Origin of the sequence: Bradyrhizobium sp. BR2003 (genome assembly GCF_009720285.1) — a bacterium.
GTDB classification, from domain to species: domain Bacteria; phylum Pseudomonadota; class Alphaproteobacteria; order Rhizobiales; family Xanthobacteraceae; genus Bradyrhizobium; species Bradyrhizobium elkanii.
Map to the genome: position 1 here is coordinate 183,446 of NZ_SMYJ01000048.1, position 26,670 is coordinate 210,115.

Genomic DNA, 26,670 nt, shown 5'->3' on the forward strand with positions numbered 1-26,670 from the left:
ACGCCTGGGATCGCGTCATTGCGACGGCCATCCAGCCAAACCTTTCCGTAGCAGGATATCGATCGCGCGGTCGACGGGGATCCGGACAGCTCCGCGCTGGCGATCGCTCCATCCGTAGCTTTGCGCAAAATGCGCATCATCCTCACGCGATCGCCGGAGCGCGTCGCGGGGATCGACCTCGAGCGGCGGCGCGCTCGCGCTCAGCGCGGGTCGGCCCGCAGGCGTGGTCGTTGTCCTAGAAAGGGGAAACATCCACGGCAGCATGAGCGGGGTGACGACGATGAAGATCGCAAGGCCGCCTGCGAGCCATCCGACAAGGCGTATCCCAACGTCCGACCGCTCGTAGTCGAAGCGCTTGCTGTCCGCCATGTTGCTGCCCTCGATCGCGGCAGGACAATGCCGGGGGTCGAATAGCGTTCCTAGTTAGGAACTAACGGGCGGCGGCGGCATTGCCGCCCCGACAACTCGCCACCGGGTCACAGCGGGAATGGTCCAGTTATTCTCTCCTGTGGCGGACACATGGATGCGCCTCTTTCTGATCGGCGGCCTGTCGCTGGTCGGCGGCAGCACAGTTGCTGTCGTCGGCTTTGCGCGCTCGGCCTACATGACCGAGACCGACATCCGTCCGCAGCAACCCGTTCCGTTCAGCCATCGCCATCATGCCGGGGAACTCGGTATCGATTGCCGCTATTGCCATAGCAATGTCGAGACGGGCCCAAGAGCCGGCCTCCCACCGACCGAAACCTGCATGACCTGCCACTCGGAAATCTGGACCAATGCGGCCATGCTGGAACCGGTGCGGGAGAGCCTGGCTCATGACATCCCGATCCAATGGACACGTGTCGCAAAACTCCCCGACTACGTCTTCTTTCGTCACGACATCCACATCGCCAAGGGCGTCGGATGCGAGAGCTGCCATGGTCGCATCGACCAGATGGCGCTGACCTATCGGGCGAAGGCGTTCACGATGGAGTTCTGCATCGATTGTCATCGCGATCCGGCGCCGCGTCTGCGTCCTTCCGATCACGTCACCGACATGGCCTGGCGCCCGCCGGCAAATGCGCGCAAGGAAGGGGAAGCGATTGCGGCCCATGAAGGCATTCGGTTCGGTGAACTGACCCATTGCTATGTGTGTCATCGATGAAGCGCCGCATCGACAATCTATCCCAGGCGACAGCCGAACCGCGGGTCTGGGCAGGCATCGAGGAGCTCTCCAACGATCCCCAGTTTCGCGCGTTCATCGAAGCGGAATATCCCGCCGCCCTGGAGTTACCGACAACGGCGCGCCGTCAATTCCTGAAACTGATGGGTGCCTCTTTCGCGCTGGTCGGACTGACCGGATGCGAGAAGAGCTCGTTTGTCGCCGCGCTGCCCTATGTCGACCAGCCCGAGAGCGAAATGATCGGGCTGCCGCGCTATTACGCGACCGCTGTCTTGCTCGACGGCTACGCGCAGCCTGTGATCGCAACGACCCATGCGGGACGGCCGACCAAGCTCGACGGCAATCCGGATCATCCGGTCACCCGCGGCCGCAGCGACGTCTTCATGCAGAGCGCGGTGCTGCAACTCTACGACCCGGATCGCGCGGCCGCACCGAGCCGGCATGGCGAGCCCGCGAGTTGGGCCGATGTGGAATCGGCAATCGGAACACTGCGCGAGAACTGGCGGGCCGATCAGGGTGATGGGATGCGCCTGCTGCTCGGCCCCACCACGTCGCCGACACTGCTGCGGCAGATCGATGCCTTCCAGAAGCAGTTTCCAAAAGCCCGCGTTCACATCCATGCGGCGACGGGACCTGAAGCCAGGCGGCAGATCACGACTGCGGTCTATGGGCAAGTAGTCGATCTGCATTACGAGCTCTCTAACTGCGATGTCGTGGTCGGCTTCGATGAAGACTTTCTTGGGCCGGGCCCCGACCAGGTACGCAACGCTTTTGGCTGGTCGCAATCTCGGCGACGGTTTGGCGATCGGCCGGGCAACCGGTTGTTCATGGCCGAAAGTGTCCCGTCGGCAACCGGCGCATTGGCAAACCAGCGCCTGATTGCCGACGCGAGGCGAATGCCGGCCCTCGCGCAAGCTCTTGCAGGCGCACTCGGCGTTGCCGACGCATCGAGGCCTGAATTGACGGAAGTCGAAGCCAACTGGATCGCGCGCGTCGCCGATGCCTGCAAGGAGAAGACGGGGCGGTCACTGTTCGTCTCGGGATTGAGCGGCGGCGTTACAACCGCCCTCTGGACCGCCCGGATCAATCAACAGCTCGGCAATGGTGGCGAGACGTTGAAGCTGACTGCGTCGCTTGGGGGCCCCCCGGACACCGGAACGTTGGCCGCGCTGGTGTCGGACATCAATGCCGGACACGTCACCTCTCTCATCGTGCTCGACTGCAATCCGGCTTACACCGGTCCGGGAGAGCTGGAGCTTGGCGCGGCTATCACGCGTGTCCGCTCGTCGCTCCACATAGGGTTGCAGCGGGACGAGACTGGTCAGAAGTGCGAGTGGCAGCTTCCCCTGGCGCATGCGTTGGAGAGCTGGAGCGATGCGAAGGCCCTCGATGGCACTGCGACGATCCTTCAGCCGGTCATTTCGCCGTTCTACGACGTCAGGACGGCGCATCAGATTTTCGCAATGCTGCTCGGGGAGACTGATCCGTCTTCGGATGCCGCTGTCCGCGAGACCTGGCGGCAAAACTTTGGCGACACATTCGAGCTGCGCTGGAAGCAGGCGTTGCATGATGGCTTCGTGGCGGGCGCAGCACCGTTCGTCGCGGTGCCGCCGCCTGTGGCCGACGCGATGGCGCCGCCCGGTACTGCTGGTGACCTCGACATCGTATTCAAGCCGGATCCGACGACCTGGGATGGCCGGTTCGCCAATGTCGGCTGGCTTCAGGAGCTTCCCAAGACGCTCACGACAGTGACATGGAGCAATGTCATCGCGGTAAGTCCGGCGCTGGCAAAGCGCCTTGCGGCGACCAATGGCGACCATGCCGTGGTGGCAATCGGAAAGCGTCGCATCAACGGGCCCCTCTGGGTCATGCCAGGGCAGGCCGACAATACGGTCGCGCTTTATCTGGGTTACGGCAGGACCCGCGCGGGACGCGTGGGTGATGGGCTTGGTTATGATGCCTACCAGGTGCGTCCCGACGCCGACCCGTGGCTGACGCAGGGGAGCCTGCGCAAGCTGGATACGCGTGAGGATCTCCCTGTGACGCAGCTGCATCGTCGCATGGAGGGCTTTGATTTCGCGCGGGAGGTTAGCCCTGGTGAAGTGAAGCAAGCATCCGAGCAGTCGCCGACCGGTCAGGCAAGTCTCTATGCCGCCTGGCCTTCGGCAAAGAATGCCTGGGGCATGGTGATCGACCTCGATAGCTGCATCGGTTGCAACGCCTGTGTGGCGGCCTGCACGGCTGAGAACAATGTGCCTGTCGTAGGGGCGGACCAGGTGAGAGCCGGCCGCGAAATGCACTGGCTGCGCATAGCGCGTTACTACACCGGCGACATCGCTGAGCCTCGCAGCTTCTTCGAGCCCGTGCCCTGCATGCATTGCGAGGATGCGCCTTGCGAGATGGGTTGCCCGGTCCATGCCACGACGCACAGTCCGGAAGGCGTAAATCAGATGGTCTATAACCGCTGTATCGGGACGCGGACCTGCTCCAGCTACTGCCCGTACAAGGTGCGGCGCTTCAATTTTTACGATTATCGCGCGCCAGCGGATTCGCCGACGCATGCTGCGCACAACCCCGATGTCACCGTGCGCTCGCGTGGCGTCATGGAGAAATGCACCTATTGTACCCAGCGCATCGAGGCAGCGCATGTCGCCGCGGACAAGGAGAACCGGCCGATCCGTGATGGCGAGGTCGTCACTGCCTGCCAGCAGGCCTGCCCCACCAAGGCGATCGTGTTCGGCGACATCAATGATCCGAACTCGGAGGTCGCGCGTCTGAAGCGCGATGGACGGCATTACGTCCTGTTAGAAGAGCAGGGAACGCGGCCGCGGACGACTTATCTGGCGCGCTGGCGCGAGGACGAGACGGAATCGAGGCAGGGATGAGCGAGCAATCGGACATTCTGCCGACGCGCCAGAGCATGGGTGGCATTGCCGACCAGCTCACCGGCATTCCCCTTCATTTCCCCGCCGAGCAGCGCTGGCTCATCGCCATGCTGTTTGCGAGCGCCTTGCTGCTGTTGTTGCTGGTCTCAGCGGTCGAACTGTTCGCGCGCGGTGTCGGCATCTGGGGCATCAACATCCCCGTGAACTGGGCTTTTGCGATCCACAACTATGTCTGGTGGCTCGGCATCGGCCATGCAGGCACGCTGATCTCTGCGCTGCTGCTTCTCACCGGCAGCGAATGGCGCAACTCGCTCAATCGTTTCGCGGAGACGATGACGCTATTCGCCGTGGTCTGCGCCGGCATTTATCCGCTGCTGCATCTCGGTCGTCCCTGGTATGTCTATTGGATGTTTCCCTATCCCGCGACGATGGGCGTGTGGCCGCAATTCCGCAGCCCGCTGGAATGGGACATTTGGGCGGTGATGACCTATCTCATCGTGTCGCTCGCCTTTTGGTACACCGGCCTGATCCCTGATCTTGCTGCCGCGCGTGACCGGGCGACCCGACGTGGCTGGCAGATCTTCTTCGGCATCACAGCGCTCGGGTGGCGCGGATCTGCCAAGCATTGGTCGCGCTGGTCGCAAACTTATCGGCTGATGGCCGGGCTCGCTGTCCCACTGGTTGTGTCGGTCCATAGCGAAGTCTCGCTGCTGTTTGCGGCCGGGCAGATCCCGGGCTGGCATTCGACGATCTTTCCGCCGTATTTCGTCCTGGGAGCTGCGTTTTCCGGATTCGCTGTCGTTTCCATCATTGCCGTGACGCTACGCTCCTGGTTCGGTCTCGAAAACCTCGTGACCGACGATCATCTCGATCTGCTCGGAAAAGTCCTGCTGGCGACCGGATTGATGACGGCCTATGGCTACGTCTTCGAAGTGTTCGATGTCTTCTATTCCGGAGACAAGCACGAGCTCCAGACCCTGGCCGACCGCTTTACCGGCGCTTACTCTTGGACTTACTGGGGCGCAGTCATCTTCAATTTCATTCCGCTCCAGGCCCTTTGGTGGCAAACCGTGCGGCGGACGGGATGGGTGCTGCTGCTGATCTCGGTGTCGGTTGCGGTCGGGATGTGGCTCGAGCGCTATATGATCCTCGTCACCAGTCTCTATCGCGACTTTCTGGTTTCCTCCTGGAGCCATTTCACGCCGACGTTCTGGGACTGGTCGACCTATTTCGGCACGATCGGCCTGTTCCTGATGCCATTCCTAATCGCGATCAGGGTCATTCCCATGATTTCGATCTTTGAGACGAAAGAGCTTCTCCACGAGGAACAGGAGGAGCAACATGGCTGATATCGCGTACGGCCTGCTTGCGGAGTTTCGTACGCCCGAAGCGTTGATGTCCGCAGCCCGGGAAGCGCGCGAGGCCGGTTATCGTCATCTCGACGCCTTCACGCCGTTTCCGGTCGAGGGACTGGACCGCATTCTGCACATGCCGCGTCCAGGCATTTCCTTCGTAGGCCTGGCGGGGGCAATTGCCGGGGCGAGCACTGCGCTGCTGATGCAGCTCTACGTCAATTACGATTACCCGCTCAATGTCGGCGGTCGGCCCGTCTATGCGATCTCGGCCTTTGCGGTCGTCACGTTCGAGCTCACGATCCTGTTCTCGGCACTGTCCATGCTGATCGCGATGCTTTGGCAGAACGGGCTACCGAGGCTCAATTACCCCGTGTTCGGCGCGGAACGGTTCCACCGCGCCAGCAGGGACCGCTTCTTCCTTTGCGTGAATGCGGATGATGACCAATTCAGCGCAGGTGAGACGTCGGACTTTCTAAGGGGGATCGGCGCGCTCTCGGTGGAGTTTGTGCCGAAATGACCAGACTTGCGCTCGTCGTTGTGCTGGCCGGACTGGTTGCTGGATGTGACCAGAACATGGACGAGCAGCCGCGCTACAGCGACTATGCCCGCGCGCCCCTATTCCGCGGCAGCGTGCTGCGCCCACCGCCAACCAATACGATCGCCCGCGATGACCCCGAGCGGGAGAAGGCCGCTCAGACCAAGCCGGCGCTCACGCCTGAGCTGCTTGCGAGAGGAAAGGAGCGTTTTGGCATCTTTTGCTCGCCATGCCACGGCGGTGGCGGCGATGGAACTGGCATCATCGTGCAACGCGGCATGCCGCGTCCGACCAGCTATCATGACGAACGTTTGCTTGCCGCTGACGACCAGCACTTCTTCGACGTCATCACCAACGGCTATGGCGCGATGTATTCCTACGCTGCGCGGGTGCCGGCGGCCGACCGCTGGGCGATCGTCGCCTACATCCGCGCGCTTCAGGTCAGCCGCCATGCTTCGCTCGACGATGTGCCGGCGGACGAGCGGTCCAAGCTGGAGGCCGCGCCGTGAGATATCGCGGTAGCGCAACGATTGCAGCCGTGGTTGCGGGTCTCGTGCTGATCGCCGGCTTTGCGGTCGACGCCCGATCGACAGTTGCGGCCTATCTTGTTGCCTGGATCGCCTGGGGCTCAATTCCGATCGGATCGCTGATCCTCTTCATGACCAGCTATCTGGTGCGGCGTCGCTGGACCGAGGCGCTGCATCCCGTCTTCGTCGCGGCGACCGGCCTTTTGCCGGTCGTTGCGCTGACCTTCATTCCGGTTCTGCTCCTCATGAAGGATATTTATCCCGCAATCGCCGATGGAGCTTCCTTGCCACCGTTCAAGGCGCACTGGTTCACGCCGTGGTTCTTTGTGCTGCGGACCGTGTTCTATTTTGCCGTCTGGATCGGGCTCTCTGCATGGCTTAGGAGATCCTGGCGCAATGATGAGGCGATGGTGCGCGCGGCATCGGCTGGTGTGATCGTCGGGGTGCTGCTCATATCGTTCGCCGGCATCGATTGGGTCGAATCTCTGGAACCCGAGTTTCACTCGTCGATCTATGGCCTGATCTATCTCAGCTTCACATTAGTGAACGGAACAGCTTTCGTCGTAGCGGCCGGCTTGTTGTCGCCGCGTCCCATCGGGCCGAGCCGCGGCTATAGCGGCCTGCTGCTCGCGGTGCTGCTGCTGTGGTGCTACATCCATGCCATGCAATACATTGTCATCTGGTCGGGTAACATTCCCAAGGAAGTCACCTGGTATTTGGCGCGGTCGGAGCATGGTTGGCAGTTCGCCCTGGCGGTACTCTCCCTCGGTCAGTTCGTCTTTCCATTCTGCGCGATGCTCAGCAGCAAGGTGCGATCCGATCCGCACTGGCTGCTGGCTCTGTGCACGCTAACGTTGGCGATGCGGGGACTTGAATCGGCGATCCTCATCCTTCCTGCCATTCACGGGCTGTTACCTGCTGTGACCGCTGTAATGCTGATCGCCGCAGGAGTTTTCCTCGGCTTGGTATTCTGGCTGGCGTTCGAAGCGGTCCTCGCGCGAGCGCCGGAAGAGAATGGGCCGATCGTGGCTATCTGGCCGCGAACTCGCGGCGAAACAGAAGTCCGATCAACAGGGCAAGGACAATGGCGCTGATCGAGGAGACGGCGAGCAGCAGCCGGCTCGCTGCCAGCGTGTAGACGCCGCTTGCGGGGTCGAATCCATAGCAGAGCAGGTGGATCTGATCGGTCCAGCGCCCGACGCGCCCTTGGCTCGCCTCGACCAGTGCGAGGCGCAGGCTCGCCGCATCAACCGAGAGGGCCGAGAGAGCGCGCGAGATCCGCCCTTCCGGCGTGACGACGAAAGCTGCCGCGGGATGGGCGAATTGATCATGCTCGCGATCATAGAGTGTCTGAACCCCAAACGCATCGCTCAGCGTCCCGATATCTGGCGCGGCAGCACGCAGGAAATAGCTGTGCTCGGGCAATCCACCCCTCGGGCTTACCTGTTTGCTTTTCATAGTCCGTGCTTCAGCCGCCCCGTCCTTGGGATCAAAGCCGACGACAATCAGCCGATAGTCCTGACCGGCCCTCAGGCCGGTGTCTGCCAGCGCATTGGAAACGATCGATATCGCCGGTCCGCAAAGCGTTTCGCAGGTGAAGTCGGCCAGTATCCAGACGGTCGGGACGCCTCCGAGCCAGCTACGCAATGGCGCGATGCGACCGCTCTCGTCGCTCATGGGAACAAGCAAGGGAAGCAACGCGTTTGCGCGGGGAGCGAGAGCGACCTGGCCGAGCTCGGAGCTGGCGACACCGGCTTGCGCTGGCAAAGAAACGGCCAAGCAGGCGCTGACCATCATGATCCACGTCAAGATCTGGGAGCGGCCCTGCCTGTCAGAAGCCTCGATTGGGCATTCGGTCGGCAAAATTCCCTCGGGATTGCGGATTACCGCGTGACGATGGTTCCAAACGCGCGGCTTTGGAACGCCTCTTTGTCGCGCAGGTTCCTAATTCCGGCCGCGCAGACACCCCCTCAAATGCCGCACGCGCTCATGGTGGAGGACGATGAGAGACACCAAATCCGAGGTCGCCGAAATTCGGAACGCGGTCCATCTCTGCATCGACATGCAGAATATCTTCGCTCCGGGCGGGCTCTGGGAGACGCCGTGGATGGAGCGCGTTCTACCGACGATCGTCGACATCGTCTCGCGGCATCAGTCGCGGACGATTTTCACGCGCTTCATCACACCGCAACATCCAGAAGACCGTCCAGGACAGTGGCAAAATTACTTCCGGCGCTGGCGCCAGGCGACCCGCGATCATCTTCCGCCGTCCGCACCCGAGCTTGTGCCGGCCCTTGCGCGCTACGTGCCCCCGTTGCGCATCGTCGACAAGCCCGCCTACTCGGCGTTCAGCAATCCCGCCCTGGCAAGTCTGCTGGTTGAGCTTGGCGTGGGAACGGTGGTCATATCAGGCGCGGAGACCGACGTTTGCGTCCTGTCGACCGTGTTGAGCGCCGTCGATCTCGGCTTCAGGGTGGTGATCGTGGAGGATGCTTTGTGCAGTTCGTCCGATGTCGGTCACGACGCCCTGATGACGATGTACCGCACGCGCTTCCACGGCCAAGTGAATCTGGTAACTTCCGAAGAGCTGGCCGAGTATTGGCACGAATAGCTATACCACGGGTTGCTTGTCTTTTCGCAGCTTCTCGATCACCGCGCGATCGATGTTGAGATGCGCGGCGACGAGTTCGGGCGGAGTCAGTGCCATCCATTGCGTGAGCGATACATCGACGAAACGTGGTGCCTTGAACAGCTCGAGGAACCGGAGCGGTTCATTGCCGGTGTTTTCGATGAAGTGGCTCATCGACATCGGGACGTAGCCGACATCGCCGGCGCGGTAGTCGAATGTCCGTGCCCTGGCCTCGGCCGCGAAAACCGTCATCCGCGCCTGCCCAAAGATGTAATATTGCCATTCATCGGCATTCGGATGCCAGTGCAGCTCGCGCATGTGACCGGGATTGACCTCGACCAGCGCCGCGGCCACGTCGCTTGAAATCGGAAAGTTGCGCATATCGGCGATCCGGACATTGCCGCCCGCCGATTGGGTCGGCGGCTGCTGGGTCAGGTGGAACACCATGTCGAGCGGAACTGCGCCAAGGGGATCGTGAACCTCGTCCGAAGGCAACGCCGGCGGCGGCTCTGCCTGAAAGATGAAGCGCTCTTCTTTGGGGATATGGTCGAGGTTTTCCCGCTCAACGCCCAATGTTTTCGCCAGCACGCCGGGATCGTTGTGGGCGAACAAATCGGTGATCGCAAAAGTGCTGTCCTCGGAGAACTCGCCGTCCGGAAAGGCCAGCAGGAATTCACAACCTTCATCCGGCAATCCTTGTATCGAATGGGGGATGCCGGAAGGGAAGTACCAGAGGTCGCCGGCACCCACGTCGGCAATGAAATTGTGGCCGTCGTTGTCGACGGCCGTGATGCGTGCCTTGCCGGCCAGCATGAACGCCCATTCGGCCTGCTTGTGCCAGTGCATCTCGCGGACGCCACCGGGCGTCAGGCGCATGTTGACACCGGCCATGGTGGTGGAAATCGCCAGCTCTCGCTGCGTGACCTCGCGCGACCAGCCGCCCTCGCGGATCTTCATATGGGCATCGGCAAACGAGAACCGCAGATTCGGCATCGAGCCGTGATCGGTGGACGGCGGTCGCAGAATGTTGGGGTTCTGGCCTTCACGCTGTGGGTTGCGGGGACCGATAATGGTCGCGCCCTTGTTGCCGATGATAGGCTCGCTGCTCTGAGCTGAGGCCGCCGCGGTCGCACCGAACGCGGCTGCGGCAGCGAGCACGGAGCGTCGATCAGGTAAATTCATCGCTTGCTCCGTTTAGGCACAAGTCAGCACGACCTTGCCGGCCGTATGGCCGCGCTCGACGCTCGCAAGCGCTTCGGCTGCCTGCTCGAGCGGGAAGGTTGCCTGAATGTGGGGCTTCAGCTTGCCTGCATCGGCGAGACGTCCGATCTCAGCCAGCTCTTCGCCGTCGGGCTCGACAGTGTAACGCATCGCGGTGACACCGAGCGCTTTGGCGCTGTCTTGCGATGGCTCCGTCAGTGTCGAGATCAGTCGCCCGCCTTTCTTGAGCAGATCCCACGAGCGCCCACGGGTTTCTCCGTCGATCAGGTCGAACACCATGTCGAGGTCCTTGGCGACCTCTTCAAAGCGCTGGGACTTGTAATCGATCACCATGTCGGCCCCGAGCGATCGCGCGAAATCGACGTGTTCGGTCGACACCGTCGTCAACACGCGAGCGCCGACGGCTTTGGCGAGCTGAATTGCGAAATGTCCGACTCCTCCGGAGCCGCCGTGGATCAAGATCGTCTCACCCGCCTTGAGCTTGCCGCGCCGGAATAGACCTTGATACGCGGTCTGCCCTGCGAGCGGGATGGCTGCCGCCTGGACATGATCGAGCCCCACCGGCATGTCGGCAACAGCGCGTTCGTCCAGGACAGCCCGCTCGGCGTAACCGCCACCGAAGACGGGCACCATGCCGAAGACGGCGTCGCCCGGTTGGAAGCGGGTCGCCTGCGCGCCGCACGTCTCCACGATGCCAGAGACATCACGGCCAAGCGTGTAGGGAAGGCGATCGCCCTTTACGGAGGGATATTTGCCCGACCGGATCTTGAAGTCGACCGGATTGACGCTCGCGGCACGCACGCGGATCAGAATCTGGCGTGCATCGGGACCCGATTGCTCGAGCCTTTCAACGCGCAGCACGTCATTGCCGCCGAACTCGTGAAACCGGACTTTCATGATCTGTGTCATGCCGGCTGACGCCTGAGCACAGCTTCCGTTCCTATCTGATCGATTAAGCGTCAGTCTCGCCAAATGGCATTCCAAGGCAGGAACTGGCGACGAGAACCCCGGTTACTGAACTGATTTGTCGAGGAGGCACCATGACGGAACCGGACGTTCGCAAGGGGATGCCGCCCGTCGAAATAGCGCGTGAAGAGTTCGAGCGCCGCTACAGGAGCCAGTTCGCGGATCCCGCTTTTGTCTCCCTCCAGCACGAACTCGATGCCATAGTCAGTGCTGCCTGGGATGCCTACAGCCATTCGCGCAAATCGCCGGTGACACGAAAAGCTGGCGCGGGGTTTGCCGACCCTGATTACGAACTCTCTGTTGACTGGCTGGCGGCACGCACCGCCATTCTTGAGGCTCAGCGGCACGATGATGCCCGGGAAAATCCGCGCATCCTGATCATCAATGGCTCGGCCCGCAGCGAGCACACTTGTCCCGGCGAGATGTCGAAAATCCCGGCGAGATGTCGAAAACCTGGCGTATGGTCAAGCTCGCCGAGCCTGTCTTCTCTGGGATGGGCTTTGCCGTCGACATCCTCGATCTCTCGCGGCTCACCGCCGAGTTCGGCAAGAACATCCACCCCTGCAAATCCTGCGTTTCCACCGCCATGCCGCTCTGTCACTGCCGTGCAGCTGCTATCCGAACTACTCACTAGGCCAGACCAGTGACTGGATGAACGAGATCTATCCGCTCTGGGTGGCAGCGCACGGCATTCTGATCGTGACGCCGGTGAATTGGTATCACGTGCCGGGGGCCTCAAGGCGATGATAGATCGTTTGGTCTGCGCCGACGGCGGCAATCCCGATCCGACGTCAACGCACGGCAAGAACGCGGTTGAAGCCAAGGCGTTGGAGCTGAAAGGTTGGCCTTATCCGCGACATCTCGCCGGCCGCCACTTTGGTCTCATCGTTCATGGCGACAGCGTCGGAGCCGAGGGCGTACGCCGAACCCTGTCAGACTGGTTGACCGACATGCACCTGATCTCGGCCGGCCGTTTCGGTGAGATGGATGGCTACATCGGCTACATGGAGAAATATGCCACCTCGCACCAAGAGCTGGACGAAGATCATGCGTTTCAGCGGGAAGTGCTGAATACGGCCATGGCATTGGGCCGTGCCGTACAACTCGCCCGCAGCGGTCAGTTTGGCGACCCCGGGGCTGAACTCTCGGATCCGGCTCCGAAATGACTAAGGATCTCGGTGGGTGACCAAGACGGCGGAAGGATCGTCCAAAACCATCGTCTACGCCGCACTCGTCGGCAACGCTCTCGTTGCGGTCACCAAGATCGGAGCTGCCGTCTGGACCGGCAGCTCCGCGATGATGAGCGAAGCCGTGCACTCCGTGGTCGACACCACCAATGAAGTGCTGCTGCTCTACGGTTACCGTCGCGCCAGCCGTCCGCCTGATGAATCCCATCCGCTCGGCTATGGGCGCGAGCTGTATTTCTGGAGCTTCATCGTCGCTCTGTTGATCTTCGCGCTTGGGGCGGGCGCCTCGCTCTACCAGGGCGTCCTCCATGTCACGGCTCCCGAGCCGATCGAGGATCCCGTCGTCAGCTTTGTCGTGCTCGGCCTGTCCTTTGTGTTCGAGGGCATCTCCTGGTTCTTCGCCTGGCGGCGGTTCCGCTCGGAGACTTCGCGCCTCGGATGGTACGAGGCCTTCGTCCGCAGCAAGGATCCGCCCGCCTTCATGGTGCTGCTTGAGGACAGCGCGGCGCTGGTCGGTATCGTCATCGCTGCTGCAGCGACCGCTGCGGCTGTGCTTTTCGCTCAGCCGGTCTGGGATGGGGTCGGTTCGATCCTGATCGGCGTTCTGCTGGGGATCACATCTATCGGGCTCGCCAGGGAGAGCAAGAGTCTGCTGATCGGCGAGCCCGCTCATTCCGATCTCTCGCGATCCATCCTCGACGTCGCGCGTCATTCGCCGGGCGTGCTCCGCGCCAACGGACTGTTGACGGTGCAGCTGTCGCCGGCCGAGGTGGTCGCTGCGCTGAGCGTCGAATTTGCCGACGACAAGCGCGCCGACGACATCGAGCAGTGCGTCATCGCAATCGAGACCGAGATCCGCAGGCAGCATCCGAGCGTCGCGGCTCTGTTCATCAAGCCGCAGACCAATGCGCGATTTCACGCCGTTCGCGCAAGGCGTTGGGGTACCGGGGCCTGAAACACCTTCGCGCTCGGCCAGGAACCAAGGGCGCAGCGTCGTTTTAGTTGAAGGGAGAGGGGGGCGACACCCAAGGCCAATGGGAGTGATACGAGATGACGCATACCGGACAGATGACGGGCTGCAGTGGCTACTGGACCTGTCTTGTCACGGCGATGAATCATTGCCTGGAAACGGGCGGAAAGCATGTCGAGCCCAAGCACTTCCGCTTGATGATAGCCTGCGCCGAAATGTGTCGGACTTCAGCGCATTTCATGCTGATCAACACCCCCACCACAAGCATACCTGCGGTGAATGCGCCGAGATCTGCGCCGAATGCGCGGACGACTGCGAACGGATCAGCGGCATGGACGAATGCGTCGCCATGTGCCGCTCATGCGCGGCGTCCTGCCGCGCCATGGCCGCGTGAAGGAGAGACACATGCTGGAGGAGAAGCTCAGGGACGCCATCCTTAACGAGCTCAAGCGCCAGGCGGCCAACCAGCCGCAAGTATTGAAAGTCGAAGGCTCTGCGGAAGAGCTGACGGTCAACGGAAAGATCGATCTTGCCGACCTTGTCATGGTGATTGCCGGCTCGGTTGCCGGCGGGCCGTAGTGTTAGAGCATCGCCTTCAGCTTTAACGCATCGGCAGGCGCGGCGCTTTTCTGGTCGTTGTCGAAATAGACGTAGACGTCGCAGCCCTGCCGCTTCCAGGATTTGATACGTCGCGCCCATTGGGTCAGCGTCGGCTTTGTGTAGTGACCGTAGTAGCGTCCGCTCGGGCCATGCCCGCGCACATAGACGAAATCGGCGGTGCGCTTCCAGGGAGCCGGCGCATCGTGATGATCCGACAGGCAGAGCGAGATGTTTTCGTCCGCCAGCATTCGCAGAATACGGGGCTGATACCAGCTTGGATGACGAAATTCGAAACTGTAGCGGCGCTTCTTCGATAGCAGCTTGAAGAAGGATGCAAGTCTGTCCTCATTTGCCTCGAATTGCGGCGGCAGTTGAAACAGGATTGGTCCGGCCTTGCCGCGCAGGAACGAGATGCGGTCCTCCAATAGCTCGAGGCTGTTTTTACTGGTGTCAGACAGACGCTTCCAATGCGTGATGAATTTAGACGCCTTCCAGGCGAAGATAAAATCGCCGGCGGTCTGCTCTTGCCATGCCTTCACGGCTTCTGCCGTCGGCGTGCGGTAGAACACGCCGTTGAGTTCCGTGGTCTCGAATTGGCTGGCGTAGTAGCGAAGCTGCTCTTTCAAAGGCAAGCCTTTTGGGAAGAAGGGGCCGCGCCAGGAGTCGTAGTGCCACCCGGAAGTTCCAATCAGGACGCGCGCCATATTTCGGCATTTCTCCGTTAGTCTTGAAAACGCGGAGCTAGAGGACGCGATCCTGGCGAGCACGCTGGTCTGCATAAAATTTGCCTGTGAACCCGTCGACCGACCCGTCACCGGGCGCCGACTGCAGTTGCTTCGAAAACTAAGTCGGGCGTTCCAAATTATTACCCCTGGGTAAGGCGGCAGTTTTCGGCCCCCGGGAACATGCGGAGGAACATCGTACCAAACGAGCTGTTCTCGTTGCTTACGTCTACAACCGGGGAGCCCCCCTAATGGCCCAGACCGTCTCCGACTTCATCGTCCAACGTCTGCATCATTGGGGCATACGTCACATTTTTGGTTACCCCGGCGACGGCATTAACGGTGTCTTTGGTGCGATGAATCGGGCGGAGACCAAGATCAATTTCGTGCAGGCCCGCCACGAGGAGATGGCGGCGTTCATGGCGAGCGCCTATGCGAAGTTTTCCGGCGAGCTTGGCGTCTGTATCGCGACATCGGGGCCCGGCGCTTCGCATCTCATCACCGGGCTCTACGATGCGCTGCTCGATCACCAGCCGGTGCTGGCGATCGTCGGCCAGCAGGCGCGAAACGCGCTCGGCGGGAGCTATCAGCAGGAACTTAATCTCGTCTCGATGTTCAAGGACGTCGCAGGCGCCTATGTTGCGCAGGCGTCATCATCAGCCCAAGTGCGACATCTGATCGATCGCGCCGTGCGCATCGCACTCGCACGCCGGGCCCCCACCGCCATCATTCTGCCCAATGACCTTCAGGAAGAGCCCTATGAAGCGCCGCCCCGCGCGCACGGCACGCTGCATTCCGGCGTCGGCTATAGCGCTCCGCGCGTGATGCCGCGCGAGGCCGAGCTCGATCATGCCGCGGAGGTGCTGAACGCCGGCAAGAAGGTCGCGATGCTCATCGGTGCCGGCGCGCTGCACGCCACGGACGAGGTGATTGCGGTCGCTGATCGCCTGTCGGCCGGCTGCGCCAAGGCGCTGCTGGGCAAGGCGGCGCTGCCGGACGACCTGCCATGGGTGACGGGCTCGATCGGCTTGCTCGGCACCGAGCCCAGCTACACCATGATGATGGAATGTGACACGCTGCTGATGGTCGGCTCGGCATTCCCTTACGCAGAATTCCTTCCCAAGGAAGGTGCCGCGCGCGGCGTGCAGATCGATATCGATGCCGGCATGACTTCGATCCGCTTCCCGATGGAGGTCAACCTCGTCGGCGATGCTGCCGAGACATTGCGAAGCTTGTTGCCGCGGCTCGCGCCCAAAAAGAGCGACGGCGCTTGGCGCAAGAGAATCGAGGACGACGTCGCTAAATGGTGGAAGACGCTGGACGATCGTGCCCATCAACCGGCCGCTCCGATCAATCCGCAGCTCGTGGCCTGGGAACTGTCGCCGCGCCTGCCCGAGCGTGCCATCATCACCAGCGATTCCGGCTCCTGCGCCAACTGGTTTGCGCGCGACCTCAAGATCCGGCGCGGCATGACGGCCTCGCTCTCCGGCGGCCTCGCCTCGATGGGCGCGGCAGTCCCTTACGCGCTGGCGGCGAAATACGCGCACCCGGACCGGCCGGTGATCGCACTGGTCGGCGACGGCGCGATGCAGATGAACAACATGGCCGAGCTGATCACCGCCGCAAAATACTGGCGATCCTGGCGCGATCCGTGTTTCGTCGTCTGCGTCTTCAACAACGAAGACCTCAACCAAGTGACCTGGGAGCAGCGCATCATCAATGGCGATCCGAAATTCGAGGCCTCGCAGCGCATCCCCGACCTGCCTTACGCGCGTTTCGCCGAGATGATCGGCCTCACCGGCATCTTCGTCGACAGCCCGCAGCTGCTCGGCTCGGCCTGGGAACAGGCGCTGGCCAGCGAGAAGCCGGTCGTGCTGGAGGTGAAGACCGATCCAGAGGTGCCGCCGCTGCCACCGCACATCACCTTGCAGCAGGCGAAGAACTTTTCCCTTGCCCTCATGAAGGACGACCCCAACGAGAGCGGCGTTATCAAGGGTGCAGCACGGCAGGTGCTCGAAAAGATCCTGCCTGGGAAGGAATGAGGTGAACCATGAGCGACTTCCGTGACATTCAGCATGGCGTCAACGATCCCGTCGACGGCGTCGATGTAAAGCACCAGATCAACGCCAACCAGACGCCGCATGAGCGGGCTCAGCATCATGCCGACGTGCGTGCCGAGCCGACGGCCTCGCCGTCCGAGCCATTCCTGCCGGAACGCTTGCGTCGGAAGCCAACCGATCCGATCAATCCACGCACCGGCCGCCGCCCGACGGATTAGGAACCTCGGTCCTGAAGCCGTGTTGGTCGCCGCAAAGACCTGCGCGGCAGAGGCCGCTTGGCCAACCAGAGGGATCCGACCATGAAACGTACCGTCATCGCCATCGCCTGCGTGCTGCTCGCAGGCCCCGCACTCGCCCAGTCGCTCGGTGAGAAGACCGGCGTCAATTCGGCGCTGGGGGTCGCGCCAACGACCGCCGATTTCGTCAAGGAGGTCGCCGTCAGTGACATGTTCGAGATCGAATCGAGCAAGCTCGCCGAGCAGAAGGGCAATGCGCAGGAGAAGAGTTTTGCGCAACAGATGGTCACCGACCACACCAAGACCAGCAGCGAGCTCAAGGCCCTTGTCGGCGATGGCAAGGTGCAGGCGACGCTGCCGACGGCGCTCGACAGCTCGCACCAGAGCAAGTTGGACAAGCTGAAGGGTGTTTCCGGCAAGGACTTCAGCTCGGACTACGACTCCTACCAGGTCAGCGCCCACGAGGACGCGATTTCGTTGTTCGATCGCTACGCCAAGGGGGGCGACAATGCGGCGCTGAAGGACTGGGCCGACAAGACGCTGCCGGCGCTCAGGCATCATCTCGACATGGCCAAGGAGCTGGGCAAGGCGCCGAGCGTCGGGCAGGCGAAGTAAGGCTTTGCGGAGGACGCCGGCCCTGCTGGCGTCCTCCGTTAGCAACATTGCGGCTCTCCGCGGATTGAGATTGCAAAATCGCGGAGGCCTCCATGGCACAAGATAAAACTTCAGTATCCCGCCGGCACATCGTTCAGGCGGCAAGCGCAACGCTTGCCACAGCGTCGCTGGCAACCTCGACAGCGAAAGGAAACGCCATGGCCGAGCAGGACCTGATCAACCCCGTCACCCGCTATCCGAAGCCTCCGTTCAAGAAGCAGTCGCAGCCCTGGCCCGGCCTCGCCGGCAAGATGGAGCCGCCTCCAGATCACGGCGAGAGCAGCTACAAGGGCTCGGGCCGTCTCGCTGGCCGTAAGGCGCTGATCACGGGCGGCGATTCCGGCATGGGCCGCGCAGCCGCAATTGCATATGCGCGCGAGGGCGCCGACGTTGCCATCAACTATCTACCGGCGGAGGAGCCCGATGCACAGGAGGTGATTGCGCTGATCAAGAAGGAAGGCCGCACCGGCCTCGCGGTCCCCGGCGACCTCAAGGATGAGACCTTCTGCAAGAAGCTGGTCGACCAGGTCGTGCAGGGCCTCGGCGGTATCGACATCATCGTCAACAATGCAGCCCGACAGCAGACGCGCGCGTCCATTCTCGACGTCTCGTCGGAGGATTTCGACGCGACCATGAAGACCAACATCTACGCGCCGTTCTGGATCATCAAGGCCGCGCTGCCCCATCTCAAGCCCGGCTCCTGTATCATCGGCACGACATCCGAACAGGCTTACGATCCTTCTCCAGATCTCTACGACTATGCGCAGACCAAAGCGGCGACGATGAACTACGTGAAGTCGCTGGCGAAGCAGCTTGCCTCCAAGGGCATTCGCGTCAATGGTGTCGCGCTGGGACCAATCTGGACACCGCTCCAGGTTTCGGGGGGCGCCACGATGGAAAAGCTTGAAAAATTCGGTGGCATGACCCCATTGGGCCGCCCCGGCCAACCCGCCGAGCTTGCCTCCATCTACGTGCAGCTTGCCGCTGCTGATGCGAGTTACGCGACCGGCCAGGTCTATGGCTCCGCGGGCGGATCAGGACAGCCGTAACGCCGCGGCCTCAACCGATGGCGCAAGCCAACGCAAGTCGATATCGAGATCGCGAGTAGGGGCGCGGATTATACCAATGTGGCGATCGCCGTATCTTTGAACTTGCTGCTGGCAGGAAGGTGGGCGGCGCGGCAGTCGACGTGTTCGCTTGGCGCTCACGCCATCGTTCTTGCGGGCCATCTGCTCGATGGCTTCATTCGGAATACCGAAAGCCGCTGATGACGTCTGTTCGCCCGATACCAGCAAAAATGCCAGCAAGCCGGACAGCCGTGGCGAATTTTTACGGGTGTTTTCAACGTGTCGCGAAAACTCTGCCGTGAAAACCGGAATCGAGCCAACGATTTAAGTTACTGTTATTATTGGTATTTTTCGTGGTGCCCCTGGCCGGAATCGAACCAGCACTCCTTGCGGAACTCGATTTTGAGTCGAGCGCGTCTACCAGTTCCGCCACAGGGGCATTCGCAATGGTCCCGGCCGGGAAGGCCGGGGTCGCGAAGCGCGGCGGACTATAGCGGGCGGCCCGTCACGGTCAACCCGCGCGGACGGGATGTCCCGCGCCACGGCAGTGGAATTTCGGGGTGTGTGACCCCAAGGTCGACGCAAAGCCGTTGCTTGTCCATATGGCGATGACAGCAGAGTTTGCCTGGCGGCCGCCGCTGCCACGGTCCCCATGCCCGGCCGCGGCTGCAACAACCTACTCCGAGACGGAGGCGCGAGCGCAACGGTATGGTCCGGTTCATCGATCTCGATGACGCACGGGGGCACTTGAAGCACTTGAACATGGTGTGGGGATGGTACGAGCGCAGCCAATTCGGCGACACTTCCCGAACGGCGACTATGTGGGCTGGGAGGAAGGCCTCAAGCAATATTTCGACGAGCAGATGTCTGTGGAGCAAAGGGCGGCGCTGAACAACTGGCACGGCGCCTATATCGGGCAGCCTGATGGTCTTGAAGAGTGTCAGCGCTGGCGCCCACCTCTGGCATGAACGCAGGCTGCTCAACCCGAGCCTTCTCTTGTCCGACGAGTTGCAGGCGGAGATGAGCCGGTGGCGCCTGCGCGTTCCCACGCATCATCGACTGAACGCGATCTGACCGCGGCGGACGGCGGCCGTCACGGTCAACCCGCGCGGATGTGATTGTCCCGCGCCTCGACAGCGGTATTTTCACGCGATACGACCGCAATCGACGACCTTGGAGCAGGGCCCATGACCCTCCCGAACGATGCTCGCAGGAGGACCGACGTGACGATCGCCACCGCCCATCCGTCGCATGCTTCCGCCGCCGGCAATCCGGCGCTGACCTCGGCGCTGGCGATTGCCGTGATCGCGGCGGCGACGCTGGCCGGCGCCTGGTTCTTCCAGCTCGTGCTGGAGATCATGCCCTGTCCGCTCTGCCTCGAGCAGCGCTATGCCTATTACCTCGCGGTGCCGCTCGGCGCCCTGGTCGCGCTCGCGGCGGCCCGCGGCGCGCCGCGTCCGGTGCTGCTCGCGGGCCTTGCGATCCTCGGCCTCGCCGCGCTCGCCAATGCCGGGCTCGGCACCTATCACGCCGGTGTCGAATGGGGGTTCTGGCCGGGGCCGACCGATTGCACCGGCCCGATGGTGGATTTCGGCAAGGCCGGCTCGCTGCTGGACCAGCTCGACAAGGTCAAGGTGGTCCGCTGCGACGAGGTGCAGTGGCGCTTCCTCGGCATTTCGCTGGCCGGCTACAACGTGCTGATCTCGCTCGTGATGGCCGCGATCGCCGGCTGGGGCGTGGCGAAGGCGGCCAGGGCCTGAGGTTGATGAAGCATGCATGGCCACCGGCCGGGCCGTTCGCCCTTCGAGACGCGCTTCGCGCTCCTCAGGATGACGGGATCAACGGATTCTCCGTCTAGTCAATCGTCGACGTCGTCCTGCGGCCGGCCGAACAGATGGATGATGCCCGGCGTCGAGATGGTGACGAACAGGAAGCGCGACAAATGATGCGCGCCGACGAAGATCGGGTCGATGTGCAGCGTCAGCGCCAGCGCCAGCATCGCGTCCATCGCGCCCGGCGCGAAGGCGACCACGACGTCGGCGAGCCGCACATGGGTGGTGAAGCCGATCACCGCGACGAACACGGCCGAGATCAGGATGGCAATCGCAAACGAGCCGAGCCCGGCATTGACATGACTGAGCAGGGTCGAGGTTTTCATCCGCGCGAAGCGGGTGCCGATGATGGCGCCGATGCCGACCAGCGCGACGTTGCGCAGCCAGGGCGGCAGGCCGCCATCGACCAGCCCGGAGCCGTGCAGCAGGCTGGAGGCGAGCATCGCGCCGAACATCCAGCTGGCGGGGAATTTGATCCAGCGCAGCAGCAGCGAGACGCCGATCGATAGGGCGACCAGCGCGACGAGGCCGAACGGCGAGGCGACCGAGGTCGGCAATGGCGGCGGCGCGGCATGCGTCACCCCGGTCAGCGCCAGCACCAGCGGCAGCGCCGCGGTCAAAATGATCACGCGCATGGTTTGCACCACCGCGATCGCCGCGACGTCGGCGCCCTTTTCCGCGGCGAGGATCGTGATCTGCGACAGCGCGCCGGGGCTGCCGGCGAGGAAGGCCGAGGTCTGGTCCCAGCCATGGATGCGTTGCAGATAGAGGCTCGAGCCGAAGGTCGAGCAGAACGTCGCCAGCGCCAGCAGGCCGATGGTGAGCGGATAGGAGCTCATGTGCTGCAGCAATTGCTGCGACATCAGCGAGCCCAGCGAAATGCCGAGCAGCAGCAGCACCGATTGCGTCAGCAGCGCCGGCACCGCAAGCGGCCGTCCGGCCAATGCGGCGATCGCGACTGCGACCATCGCCCCCGAGATCAGGCCGCCCGGCAATTCTGCCCACAGAAACAGCAAGCCGCCGACGGTGCCGATGACGAGGGTCTCGAGCCCGTTCAGGACTTTGCTGCGGTCGGGAATGGCCGTTGCCATCGAAGCGCGGATCAGGGTCACGCCGCCTTATGGCAAATTCGCGTGAGCGCGACAAATGCATCTCGCGATTGCAGCATTGCACCGCGGCTCGCCCGGCGCACAGATTTTCACCCTTCGAAGCGAGCCGGGGATTGCGATCAGTATCGCCACAAACTCGTCATGACCGGGCAAAAGCGCGAAGCGCGTTTTCGCGCACGTGTCCCGGGCATTCACGTCTTTGTTTCGGTGGAAAGAAAGACGCAGATGGCCGGGACAAGCCCGGCCATGACGGAGCGGAAAGTCAGCTGGCTCCGAGTGCGACGGCCCTCCGTGAAACGGGGGGCATGCGCATCAAACGTGTCTGCGGGTTACTTCGTCGCCGCGGGCGCAGCGGCGGCGCCGCCGCCCGACTTCTCCTTCTTGCACTCGGCGCGGAATTTCTTGCGCTCCTTGCCGTGCAGCCCCTTGGCGTCGGCTTCCTTCGAGCATTCCAGCGACTCGGCGGTGCGCGGCTTCTTCTCGGCCGGCGCCTTGGTCTCGGCCTTCGGAGCGGCGTCCTTGGCGGCGGGCGCGGCCGTTTGCGCGAAAGCTCCGCCCATCAGCAGCAGGGAGGCAAGGGCGGTTGCGGACGCGAGCGTGGAAATCGTCTTCATGGGGCACCTCGTGAGGGAAAGAGGGTCGAAACGTCGCGCGACGATGCTGAACCGTGGATGAACATGCAGCGGTCCCGCCGCCACAATATTTTAACGCGCAGGCGCGCTGATGCGTTGTCGCAAGTCGGGGTTGCGCTAGGATAATGGCCTTACGCCAATGCCCCCCAAGGGAAACCAACCAAGGGAAACCAAGGGGAAACCAGGGATGACGGGAGACCAGGGATGACCATTCAGACCAGATTGTTGTGCGTGATTGCGGTGTCGGGCTTTGCAGCCTTTGCGGCGAGCGCGCCGGCGCAGGCCCTGACCGCGCAGGAATGCAGCGCCAAGTACCAGGCGGCCAAGTCGGCCGGCACCCTCGGCGGCCAGAAGTGGAATGATTTCCGCAAGGCGCAGTGCGGCGCCGACGCGACCCCGGCCGCGGCGCCCGCTGCTCCGCCGCCGGCAGCCGCAGCGCCCGCTCCGGCCGCGCCGAAGGAAGCCAAGCAGGCGCCCGCCGCGGCACCGGCGGCGCCATCAGGACCCGCCGTGTTTCCGAACGCCATCGATCCCAAATACGCCAAGGAGTCCGAAGGCAAAGGACGCATGCACACCTGCGTCGACCAGTACAACGCCAACAAGGCCACTGGCGGCAATGGCGGCCTGAAGTGGATCCAGAAGGGCGGCGGCTATTACAGCGAATGCAACAAGCGCCTGAAGGGCGCCTGAGTCAGCCTCCGGGTTCGGCGAGCGGCCGGCGTTAGCCGGCCGCTTTCCGTTTGCGCCGGCTCTATTGGCTGCAGCCCTTTACTGCTTTTCCGCCAGCAGCTTTTCCGCCGACTGCGCCAGCAATTGCGCGCGCTTGCGCGGGCCGCGCTCGAGGAACAGCAGGCTCTGGCCGAAGATGAAGCAGTAGAACAGGAAGGCCTGCGCATCGGCCTCTTCAGTCGGCAGCCCGGTGGCGCGATAGAGCTGGGCGACATTCTTCAGCCGCGCGGCATCGACGCTTGCGGCGGCGTTGGCAGCGGCCTCATCGGTGCGCGCCCATTGCCGGATCGCGAGCTCGACCGCCATCGCCTCGGTGTTCATGCGCTCCGAATACAGCGTGATGATCGCCTTCAGCCGCTCGCGCGCGCTGGCGCCGTCGAGCGCGGTCTGCTTCTCGATCGATGCGATGCGGCCGTCGCGCCAGCGCGTCAGCATGGCCTCGAGCAGCGCGGCGCGATCCCTGAAGCGGCGGTAGAAGCCGCCCTTGGTGACGCCGAGATTCTTCGCCAGCACCTCGACCCGTACGCCGTCGACCCCGCTATGCGCGAGTTCGGCAAAGCCCGCCGCGACCCAGACGTCGCCCTTGCTTTCAGTCATGTGATCTCCGCGTACCTAGTGCGCGATCAGATCGTTATCGCGCACTAGTCGCTTGTTTGAGCATGATCTTTTCGGCAAACCGCTTCGCACTTTTCCGGATCATGCTTTGATACGGTACCGTATTGCTAGCCTGCCTCGATCTTGATACGCTACCGTATCAGCAATCGAGGAGCGGCAGGATGGAAGGCGAGGCGACCTATCGCGGCACGGTCTATCCCTGGCACTGCGACCACATCGGCCACATGAACGTCATGTGGTATGTCGGCAAGTTCGATGAGGCGAGCTGGAACATGTTCGCGCGGCTCGGCCTGACGCCTAGCTATCTGCGCGAGTCCGGCCGCGGCATGGCCGCCGTGCAGCAGAACGTCTCCTACAAGCGCGAACTGCTCGCCGGCGACCTTGTCGAGGTCAAGAGCCGGCTGGTCGAGTTCCGCGACAAGTCGATCCGCATCCTGCACGAGATGCGCAATGCGGAAACCGGCGAGGTCGCCGCGACCTGCGAGATCGCGGCCGTGCATATCGATCGCGCCGCGCGCAAGGCGACGCCGTTTGCGCCCGCGATCCGCTACGCCGCGATGCCGCATCTCGTGCCGTCAGAACCCGTGAGTGCGTGACCGCGATGCCCCGCTTCGAGCCGAAGAATCCCGATTATCACGCGGTCGCGACCGATACGTTCGCGCGCCAGCGCGCGATGCAGACGCTCGGTATCTCGATCGCGCGCATGGAGCCCGGCGAAGTCGATCTCGCGATGCCCTACGCGCCGGAATTCTGCCAGCAGAACGGCTTCGTGCATGCCGGAATCATCACCGCGGGCCTCGACAATGCCTGCGGCATCGCCGCCTTCACGCTGATGCCCGAAGGCTCCGACATCCTCACCGTGGAGTTCAAGACCAATCTGCTGGCGCCGGCCCGCGGCGAGCGGTTCGTGTTCCGCGGCGTCGTGGTCAAGCCCGGCCGCACGCTGACGGTCTGCGACGGCCGAGCCTATGCGATCCAGGACGGCGTCGAGACGCTGGTCGCGACCATGAGCGGCACGCTGATGGCGCTGCAAAGGCGGCAGTCGCGTGTGGTCGTGGCGGAAGGCCAATCCCGTCATGCCGAGGAGCCGTGTAGCGGCGTCTCGAAGCATGCACGGCCCGGCTAGCGGCTGTCCATCCTTCGAGGCTCGCTCCGCTCGCACCTCTGGATGACGGGACTGAAAGCAGCGGCGCCCAAGATCTGCGCACGCATCCAAGACCGGCGCATTGACAAGGTCCCGCCACACCGACCTGATAGGCGGATGTGTCGCGTGAGCTTCCTGCCATGATCGCCAGCCTCAGCCTGATCCTGCTCTGCCAGCTGGTCGGCGAGGTCGCCGTGCGCGCGCTGGCGGTGCCGGTGCCGGGCCCGGTGGTCGGCCTCGTACTGCTGCTGTTGCTGCTGTTGGCGCGCGACCGCTTTCCGGCGCTGGCACGCGGGCCGCTCGGCGATGACGGCGTCGAGAGCGCAAGCCGCGGCATGCTCGCCAATCTCTCGCTGCTGTTCATTCCGGCTGGCGTCGGCGTGGTGCAGAAGCTCGATCTGCTCGCCGAGCACGGCATCGCGGTCCTCGTGATCCTCGCGGTTTCGGTGATCGTCACCCTGCTGGCGACGGTTGCGACTTTCGTTGCGGCGAGCAGTCTGTTTTCGCGCGAGGAGGAGCGGCCGTGAGCGACAATCCGTTCTCGCTCTGGGTCTACCTCTCGCAGTCGCCGCTGCTCTGGCTGACGGTGACGCTGTTGACCTATGCGGTGGCCGACGCGGTGTCGCTGAAGACAAGGCGGCACCCCCTCGCCAATCCCGTGCTGCATTCGGTGTGGATCATCGGCGTATTCCTGCTGCTGACCGGGACCTCCTACACCGCCTATTTTGCCGGCGCGCAGTTCGTGCACTTCCTGCTCGGGCCGGCGACGGTGGCGCTCGCGGTGCCGCTCTACGAGAACCGCAGGCGGGTCGCGGCGGCGATCGTGCCGATGCTGGTTGCGCTCGCGGTCGGCTCGCTGACGGCGATCGTCTCGGTGGTGCTGCTGGCGCAGGCGTTCGGGTTGCCGCGCGACGTCATCCTGTCGCTGGCGCCGAAATCGGTCACCGCCGGCGTTGCAATGGGCATCAGCGAATCCCTGCATGCCGATCCCTCGCTGACCGCGGTGTCGGTGATCCTCACCGGCATCATGGGGGCGATCATCGTCACGCCCCTGATGAACTTCACCGGCATCACGGACTTTCGCGCCCGCGGCTTTGCGGCGGGGATCGCCGCCCATGGCATCGGCACCGCGCGCGCCTTCCAGGTCGATGAGGTCGCCGGCGTGTTTGCCGGGATCGCGATGAGCCTGAATGCGCTGGTCACCTCGCTGCTGGTGCCGCTGGCTGTGACATATCTGCTGCGCTAATCCGGGCTGCAGGGCAGTTTTGTGCTATTGATCTGGCGTCAGACAGCAAATCCTTCTAGGGTTGCGGCCTCAAACGCGAGTCTGTTCCCCTTGGTCTTCTCCGCAACTCAAAGCATGCTTGGGCTGGCATCGGGCATGCTGGTCGGCTTTTCGCTGGGCTTGGTCGGCGGCGGCGGGTCGATCCTTGCCGTGCCGCTGATGGTCTATGTGGTCGGCGTGCCGGAGCCGCATGTCGCGATCGGCACCTCGGCGATCGCGGTCGCCGCCAACGCGGCGGTCAATCTCTCCAACCACGCCCGTGGCGGTACCGTGATCTGGTCCTGCGCGCTGGTATTCGCGCTGTCGGGCATGCTGGGCGCGTTCGGCGGCTCCATCCTCGGCAAGATGCTGGAGGGGCAGAAGCTGCTCGCGCTGTTCTCGGTGGTGATGCTGGTCATCGCGGGCCTGATGCTGAAGAACCGCGCGCGGATCGGGCTGACCGACGTCAAGATCTCGATGTCCAACATGCCCGCGATCATCGGCCTCGGGCTTGCCACCGGAACCATGTCCGGCTTCTTCGGCATCGGCGGCGGCTTCCTGATCGTGCC

Annotated in this window: 30 protein-coding genes, 1 tRNA gene and 2 pseudogenes; 23 read left to right on the forward strand and 10 right to left on the reverse strand. The window is 63.2% G+C overall.

Features of this window, described 5'->3' with window-relative positions:
* Positions 1 to 15: 15 nt before the first annotated feature.
* Positions 16 to 369 carry a hypothetical protein gene (locus E2I15_RS37650; RefSeq protein WP_137476810.1) on the reverse strand — a complete coding sequence of 118 codons (354 nt, stop codon included), beginning with the start codon at positions 367 to 369 and terminating at the stop codon, positions 16 to 18.
* Positions 370 to 487: 118 nt separating this feature from the next.
* Here E2I15_RS37650 and E2I15_RS37655 point away from each other — a divergent pair, with 118 nt between their 5' ends.
* From E2I15_RS37655 to E2I15_RS37680, 6 genes are read left to right on the forward strand one after another with little or no spacing between them, the layout of a single operon-like run.
* Entirely contained in the window at positions 488 to 1,144 is a 657-nt protein-coding gene (locus E2I15_RS37655; RefSeq protein ID WP_137476811.1) for a cytochrome c3 family protein, read from the forward strand.
* Complete coding sequence (locus tag E2I15_RS37660) at positions 1,141 to 4,047, forward strand: TAT-variant-translocated molybdopterin oxidoreductase (protein WP_137476812.1); 2,907 nt, start codon at positions 1,141 to 1,143, stop codon at positions 4,045 to 4,047. Before E2I15_RS37655 ends, E2I15_RS37660 begins: the two co-directional genes overlap by 4 nt.
* Complete coding sequence (gene nrfD, locus E2I15_RS37665) at positions 4,044 to 5,396, forward strand: NrfD/PsrC family molybdoenzyme membrane anchor subunit (protein ID WP_170991397.1); 1,353 nt, start codon at positions 4,044 to 4,046, stop codon at positions 5,394 to 5,396. Before E2I15_RS37660 ends, nrfD begins: the two co-directional genes overlap by 4 nt.
* Positions 5,389 to 5,919 (forward strand): DUF3341 domain-containing protein, encoded by a 531-nt coding sequence (locus tag E2I15_RS37670; protein WP_137476813.1) that lies wholly within the window; start codon positions 5,389 to 5,391, stop codon positions 5,917 to 5,919. The genes nrfD and E2I15_RS37670 overlap by 8 nt, the downstream gene beginning before the upstream one ends.
* A complete protein-coding gene (locus tag E2I15_RS37675) occupies positions 5,916 to 6,446 on the forward strand; it encodes a c-type cytochrome (protein ID WP_137476814.1) in 531 nt (176 codons plus the stop codon). The genes E2I15_RS37670 and E2I15_RS37675 overlap by 4 nt, the downstream gene beginning before the upstream one ends.
* On the forward strand, positions 6,443 to 7,558 hold the full coding sequence (locus tag E2I15_RS37680; protein WP_137476815.1) for a hypothetical protein: 1,116 nt from the start codon (positions 6,443 to 6,445) through the stop codon (positions 7,556 to 7,558). Before E2I15_RS37675 ends, E2I15_RS37680 begins: the two co-directional genes overlap by 4 nt.
* Here the strand turns inward: E2I15_RS37680 and E2I15_RS37685 are convergent.
* Complete coding sequence (locus E2I15_RS37685; RefSeq protein ID WP_137476816.1) at positions 7,494 to 8,261, reverse strand: thioredoxin domain-containing protein; 768 nt, start codon at positions 8,259 to 8,261, stop codon at positions 7,494 to 7,496. The genes E2I15_RS37680 and E2I15_RS37685 overlap by 65 nt on opposite strands.
* A gap of 205 nt (positions 8,262 to 8,466) precedes the next feature.
* Here E2I15_RS37685 and E2I15_RS37690 point away from each other — a divergent pair, with 205 nt between their 5' ends.
* On the forward strand, positions 8,467 to 9,075 hold the full coding sequence (locus E2I15_RS37690) for a cysteine hydrolase family protein (RefSeq protein ID WP_137476817.1): 609 nt from the start codon (positions 8,467 to 8,469) through the stop codon (positions 9,073 to 9,075).
* On the opposite strand, the gene E2I15_RS37695 is transcribed toward E2I15_RS37690, so the two are convergent.
* Together E2I15_RS37695 and E2I15_RS37700 are read right to left on the reverse strand one after the other, a co-directional pair.
* Complete coding sequence (locus tag E2I15_RS37695) at positions 9,076 to 10,275, reverse strand: oxalate decarboxylase family bicupin (RefSeq protein ID WP_137476818.1); 1,200 nt, start codon at positions 10,273 to 10,275, stop codon at positions 9,076 to 9,078. It abuts the gene before it with no gap.
* A 12-nt stretch (positions 10,276 to 10,287) separates the two neighbouring features.
* Positions 10,288 to 11,223: an NADP-dependent oxidoreductase gene (locus E2I15_RS37700; protein WP_137476819.1), complete on the reverse strand. Its 936-nt coding sequence runs from the start codon at positions 11,221 to 11,223 to the stop codon at positions 10,288 to 10,290.
* Positions 11,224 to 11,354: 131 nt separating this feature from the next.
* On the opposite strand from E2I15_RS37700, the pseudogene E2I15_RS37705 reads away from it, so the two are divergent.
* From E2I15_RS37705 to E2I15_RS38975, 4 genes and pseudogenes are all read left to right on the forward strand, one after another.
* A pseudogene (locus E2I15_RS37705) lies at positions 11,355 to 12,446 on the forward strand (flavodoxin family protein).
* 16 nt (positions 12,447 to 12,462) lie between these two features.
* Positions 12,463 to 13,422, forward strand: a complete 960-nt coding sequence (locus E2I15_RS37710) for a cation diffusion facilitator family transporter (protein WP_137476820.1) — start codon at positions 12,463 to 12,465, stop codon at positions 13,420 to 13,422.
* Positions 13,423 to 13,517: 95 nt separating this feature from the next.
* A pseudogene (locus E2I15_RS37715) lies at positions 13,518 to 13,831 on the forward strand (four-helix bundle copper-binding protein).
* An 11-nt stretch (positions 13,832 to 13,842) separates the two neighbouring features.
* Positions 13,843 to 14,016, forward strand: coding sequence for a hypothetical protein (locus E2I15_RS38975; protein ID WP_170991399.1), 174 nt, complete (start codon positions 13,843 to 13,845; stop codon positions 14,014 to 14,016).
* A 2-nt stretch (positions 14,017 to 14,018) separates the two neighbouring features.
* Here the strand turns inward: E2I15_RS38975 and E2I15_RS37720 are convergent, their stop codons facing one another.
* Positions 14,019 to 14,741, reverse strand: a complete 723-nt coding sequence (locus tag E2I15_RS37720) for a DUF72 domain-containing protein (protein WP_137476821.1) — start codon at positions 14,739 to 14,741, stop codon at positions 14,019 to 14,021.
* Positions 14,742 to 15,010: 269 nt separating this feature from the next.
* Here E2I15_RS37720 and E2I15_RS37725 point away from each other — a divergent pair, with 269 nt between their 5' ends.
* From E2I15_RS37725 to E2I15_RS37740, 4 genes are all read left to right on the forward strand, one after another.
* Positions 15,011 to 16,801, forward strand: coding sequence for a thiamine pyrophosphate-requiring protein (locus tag E2I15_RS37725; RefSeq protein ID WP_137476822.1), 1,791 nt, complete (start codon positions 15,011 to 15,013; stop codon positions 16,799 to 16,801).
* An 8-nt stretch (positions 16,802 to 16,809) separates the two neighbouring features.
* A complete protein-coding gene (locus E2I15_RS37730; RefSeq protein ID WP_137476823.1) occupies positions 16,810 to 17,037 on the forward strand; it encodes a hypothetical protein in 228 nt (75 codons plus the stop codon).
* A gap of 81 nt (positions 17,038 to 17,118) precedes the next feature.
* Positions 17,119 to 17,670, forward strand: a complete 552-nt coding sequence (locus E2I15_RS37735) for a DUF4142 domain-containing protein (protein ID WP_137476824.1) — start codon at positions 17,119 to 17,121, stop codon at positions 17,668 to 17,670.
* Between the two features lie 92 nt (positions 17,671 to 17,762).
* On the forward strand, positions 17,763 to 18,758 hold the full coding sequence (locus tag E2I15_RS37740) for an SDR family oxidoreductase (RefSeq protein ID WP_137476825.1): 996 nt from the start codon (positions 17,763 to 17,765) through the stop codon (positions 18,756 to 18,758).
* Here the strand turns inward: E2I15_RS37740 and E2I15_RS37745 are convergent.
* Both E2I15_RS37745 and E2I15_RS37750 read right to left on the reverse strand, forming a co-directional pair.
* On the reverse strand, positions 18,744 to 19,016 hold the full coding sequence (locus tag E2I15_RS37745) for a hypothetical protein (protein WP_137476826.1): 273 nt from the start codon (positions 19,014 to 19,016) through the stop codon (positions 18,744 to 18,746). The genes E2I15_RS37740 and E2I15_RS37745 overlap by 15 nt on opposite strands.
* Before the next feature lie 114 nt (positions 19,017 to 19,130).
* A tRNA-Leu gene (locus E2I15_RS37750) sits at positions 19,131 to 19,215 on the reverse strand.
* A gap of 334 nt (positions 19,216 to 19,549) precedes the next feature.
* Between E2I15_RS37750 and E2I15_RS37755 the strand changes: the two genes are divergently transcribed.
* Positions 19,550 to 19,744, forward strand: a complete 195-nt coding sequence (locus tag E2I15_RS37755; RefSeq protein WP_155262778.1) for a hypothetical protein — start codon at positions 19,550 to 19,552, stop codon at positions 19,742 to 19,744.
* Positions 19,745 to 19,963: 219 nt separating this feature from the next.
* A complete protein-coding gene (locus tag E2I15_RS37760) occupies positions 19,964 to 20,536 on the forward strand; it encodes a disulfide bond formation protein B (RefSeq protein ID WP_246667911.1) in 573 nt (190 codons plus the stop codon).
* A gap of 98 nt (positions 20,537 to 20,634) precedes the next feature.
* Here the strand turns inward: E2I15_RS37760 and E2I15_RS37765 are convergent, their stop codons facing one another.
* A complete protein-coding gene (locus tag E2I15_RS37765) occupies positions 20,635 to 21,720 on the reverse strand; it encodes an AbrB family transcriptional regulator (RefSeq protein WP_137476830.1) in 1,086 nt (361 codons plus the stop codon).
* 326 nt (positions 21,721 to 22,046) lie between these two features.
* Positions 22,047 to 22,331: a PsiF family protein gene (locus E2I15_RS37770; protein WP_137476831.1), complete on the reverse strand. Its 285-nt coding sequence runs from the start codon at positions 22,329 to 22,331 to the stop codon at positions 22,047 to 22,049.
* Positions 22,332 to 22,553: 222 nt separating this feature from the next.
* Between E2I15_RS37770 and E2I15_RS37775 the strand changes: the two genes are divergently transcribed.
* Positions 22,554 to 23,039: a hypothetical protein gene (locus E2I15_RS37775; RefSeq protein ID WP_018269666.1), complete on the forward strand. Its 486-nt coding sequence runs from the start codon at positions 22,554 to 22,556 to the stop codon at positions 23,037 to 23,039.
* 78 nt (positions 23,040 to 23,117) lie between these two features.
* Here E2I15_RS37775 and E2I15_RS37780 read toward each other — a convergent pair whose 3' ends face one another.
* On the reverse strand, positions 23,118 to 23,675 hold the full coding sequence (locus tag E2I15_RS37780) for a TetR/AcrR family transcriptional regulator (protein ID WP_137476832.1): 558 nt from the start codon (positions 23,673 to 23,675) through the stop codon (positions 23,118 to 23,120).
* A 179-nt stretch (positions 23,676 to 23,854) separates the two neighbouring features.
* Between E2I15_RS37780 and E2I15_RS37785 the strand changes: the two genes are divergently transcribed.
* The 5 genes from E2I15_RS37785 to E2I15_RS37805 form a co-directional block, all read left to right on the forward strand.
* Positions 23,855 to 24,289, forward strand: coding sequence for an acyl-CoA thioesterase (locus E2I15_RS37785; protein ID WP_137476833.1), 435 nt, complete (start codon positions 23,855 to 23,857; stop codon positions 24,287 to 24,289).
* A 5-nt stretch (positions 24,290 to 24,294) separates the two neighbouring features.
* Positions 24,295 to 24,819 carry a PaaI family thioesterase gene (locus tag E2I15_RS37790; RefSeq protein ID WP_246667926.1) on the forward strand — a complete coding sequence of 175 codons (525 nt, stop codon included), beginning with the start codon at positions 24,295 to 24,297 and terminating at the stop codon, positions 24,817 to 24,819.
* A gap of 158 nt (positions 24,820 to 24,977) precedes the next feature.
* Positions 24,978 to 25,364 (forward strand): CidA/LrgA family protein, encoded by a 387-nt coding sequence (locus tag E2I15_RS37795; protein WP_137476834.1) that lies wholly within the window; start codon positions 24,978 to 24,980, stop codon positions 25,362 to 25,364.
* A complete protein-coding gene (locus E2I15_RS37800) occupies positions 25,361 to 26,083 on the forward strand; it encodes an LrgB family protein (RefSeq protein ID WP_137476835.1) in 723 nt (240 codons plus the stop codon). The genes E2I15_RS37795 and E2I15_RS37800 overlap by 4 nt, the downstream gene beginning before the upstream one ends.
* Before the next feature lie 135 nt (positions 26,084 to 26,218).
* Positions 26,219 to 26,670, forward strand: a 452-nt coding sequence (locus tag E2I15_RS37805; RefSeq protein WP_155262788.1) for a sulfite exporter TauE/SafE family protein, incomplete at its 3' end; no start/stop codon positions are given.

Excerpts from the sequence above, each read along its gene's own strand:
- E2I15_RS37685 (WP_137476816.1), bottom strand. The coding sequence starts at position 8,261 with ATGATGGTCAGCGCCTGCTTGGCCGTTTCTTTGCCAGCGCAAGCCGGT.
- E2I15_RS37790 (WP_246667926.1), top strand. The coding sequence starts at position 24,295 with ATGCCCCGCTTCGAGCCGAAGAATCCCGATTATCACGCGGTCGCGACC.
- E2I15_RS37760 (WP_246667911.1), top strand. The coding sequence starts at position 19,964 with ATGACCCTCCCGAACGATGCTCGCAGGAGGACCGACGTGACGATCGCC.
- E2I15_RS37675 (WP_137476814.1), top strand. The coding sequence starts at position 5,916 with ATGACCAGACTTGCGCTCGTCGTTGTGCTGGCCGGACTGGTTGCTGGA.
- E2I15_RS37695 (WP_137476818.1), bottom strand. The coding sequence starts at position 10,275 with ATGAATTTACCTGATCGACGCTCCGTGCTCGCTGCCGCAGCCGCGTTC.
- E2I15_RS37740 (WP_137476825.1), top strand. The coding sequence starts at position 17,763 with ATGGCACAAGATAAAACTTCAGTATCCCGCCGGCACATCGTTCAGGCG.
- E2I15_RS37770 (WP_137476831.1), bottom strand. The coding sequence starts at position 22,331 with ATGAAGACGATTTCCACGCTCGCGTCCGCAACCGCCCTTGCCTCCCTG.
- E2I15_RS38975 (WP_170991399.1), top strand. The coding sequence starts at position 13,843 with ATGCTGGAGGAGAAGCTCAGGGACGCCATCCTTAACGAGCTCAAGCGC.
- E2I15_RS37700 (WP_137476819.1), bottom strand. The coding sequence starts at position 11,223 with ATGACACAGATCATGAAAGTCCGGTTTCACGAGTTCGGCGGCAATGAC.
- E2I15_RS37655 (WP_137476811.1), top strand. The coding sequence starts at position 488 with ATGGTCCAGTTATTCTCTCCTGTGGCGGACACATGGATGCGCCTCTTT.
- E2I15_RS37755 (WP_155262778.1), top strand. The coding sequence starts at position 19,550 with ATGGTACGAGCGCAGCCAATTCGGCGACACTTCCCGAACGGCGACTAT.
- E2I15_RS37785 (WP_137476833.1), top strand. The coding sequence starts at position 23,855 with ATGGAAGGCGAGGCGACCTATCGCGGCACGGTCTATCCCTGGCACTGC.
- E2I15_RS37670 (WP_137476813.1), top strand. The coding sequence starts at position 5,389 with ATGGCTGATATCGCGTACGGCCTGCTTGCGGAGTTTCGTACGCCCGAA.
- E2I15_RS37650 (WP_137476810.1), bottom strand. The coding sequence starts at position 369 with ATGGCGGACAGCAAGCGCTTCGACTACGAGCGGTCGGACGTTGGGATA.
- E2I15_RS37780 (WP_137476832.1), bottom strand. The coding sequence starts at position 23,675 with ATGACTGAAAGCAAGGGCGACGTCTGGGTCGCGGCGGGCTTTGCCGAA.
- nrfD (WP_170991397.1), top strand. The coding sequence starts at position 4,044 with ATGAGCGAGCAATCGGACATTCTGCCGACGCGCCAGAGCATGGGTGGC.
- E2I15_RS37730 (WP_137476823.1), top strand. The coding sequence starts at position 16,810 with ATGAGCGACTTCCGTGACATTCAGCATGGCGTCAACGATCCCGTCGAC.
- E2I15_RS37720 (WP_137476821.1), bottom strand. The coding sequence starts at position 14,741 with ATGGCGCGCGTCCTGATTGGAACTTCCGGGTGGCACTACGACTCCTGG.
- E2I15_RS37735 (WP_137476824.1), top strand. The coding sequence starts at position 17,119 with ATGAAACGTACCGTCATCGCCATCGCCTGCGTGCTGCTCGCAGGCCCC.
- E2I15_RS37795 (WP_137476834.1), top strand. The coding sequence starts at position 24,978 with ATGATCGCCAGCCTCAGCCTGATCCTGCTCTGCCAGCTGGTCGGCGAG.
- E2I15_RS37660 (WP_137476812.1), top strand. The coding sequence starts at position 1,141 with ATGAAGCGCCGCATCGACAATCTATCCCAGGCGACAGCCGAACCGCGG.
- E2I15_RS37775 (WP_018269666.1), top strand. The coding sequence starts at position 22,554 with ATGACCATTCAGACCAGATTGTTGTGCGTGATTGCGGTGTCGGGCTTT.
- E2I15_RS37690 (WP_137476817.1), top strand. The coding sequence starts at position 8,467 with ATGAGAGACACCAAATCCGAGGTCGCCGAAATTCGGAACGCGGTCCAT.
- E2I15_RS37725 (WP_137476822.1), top strand. The coding sequence starts at position 15,011 with ATGGCCCAGACCGTCTCCGACTTCATCGTCCAACGTCTGCATCATTGG.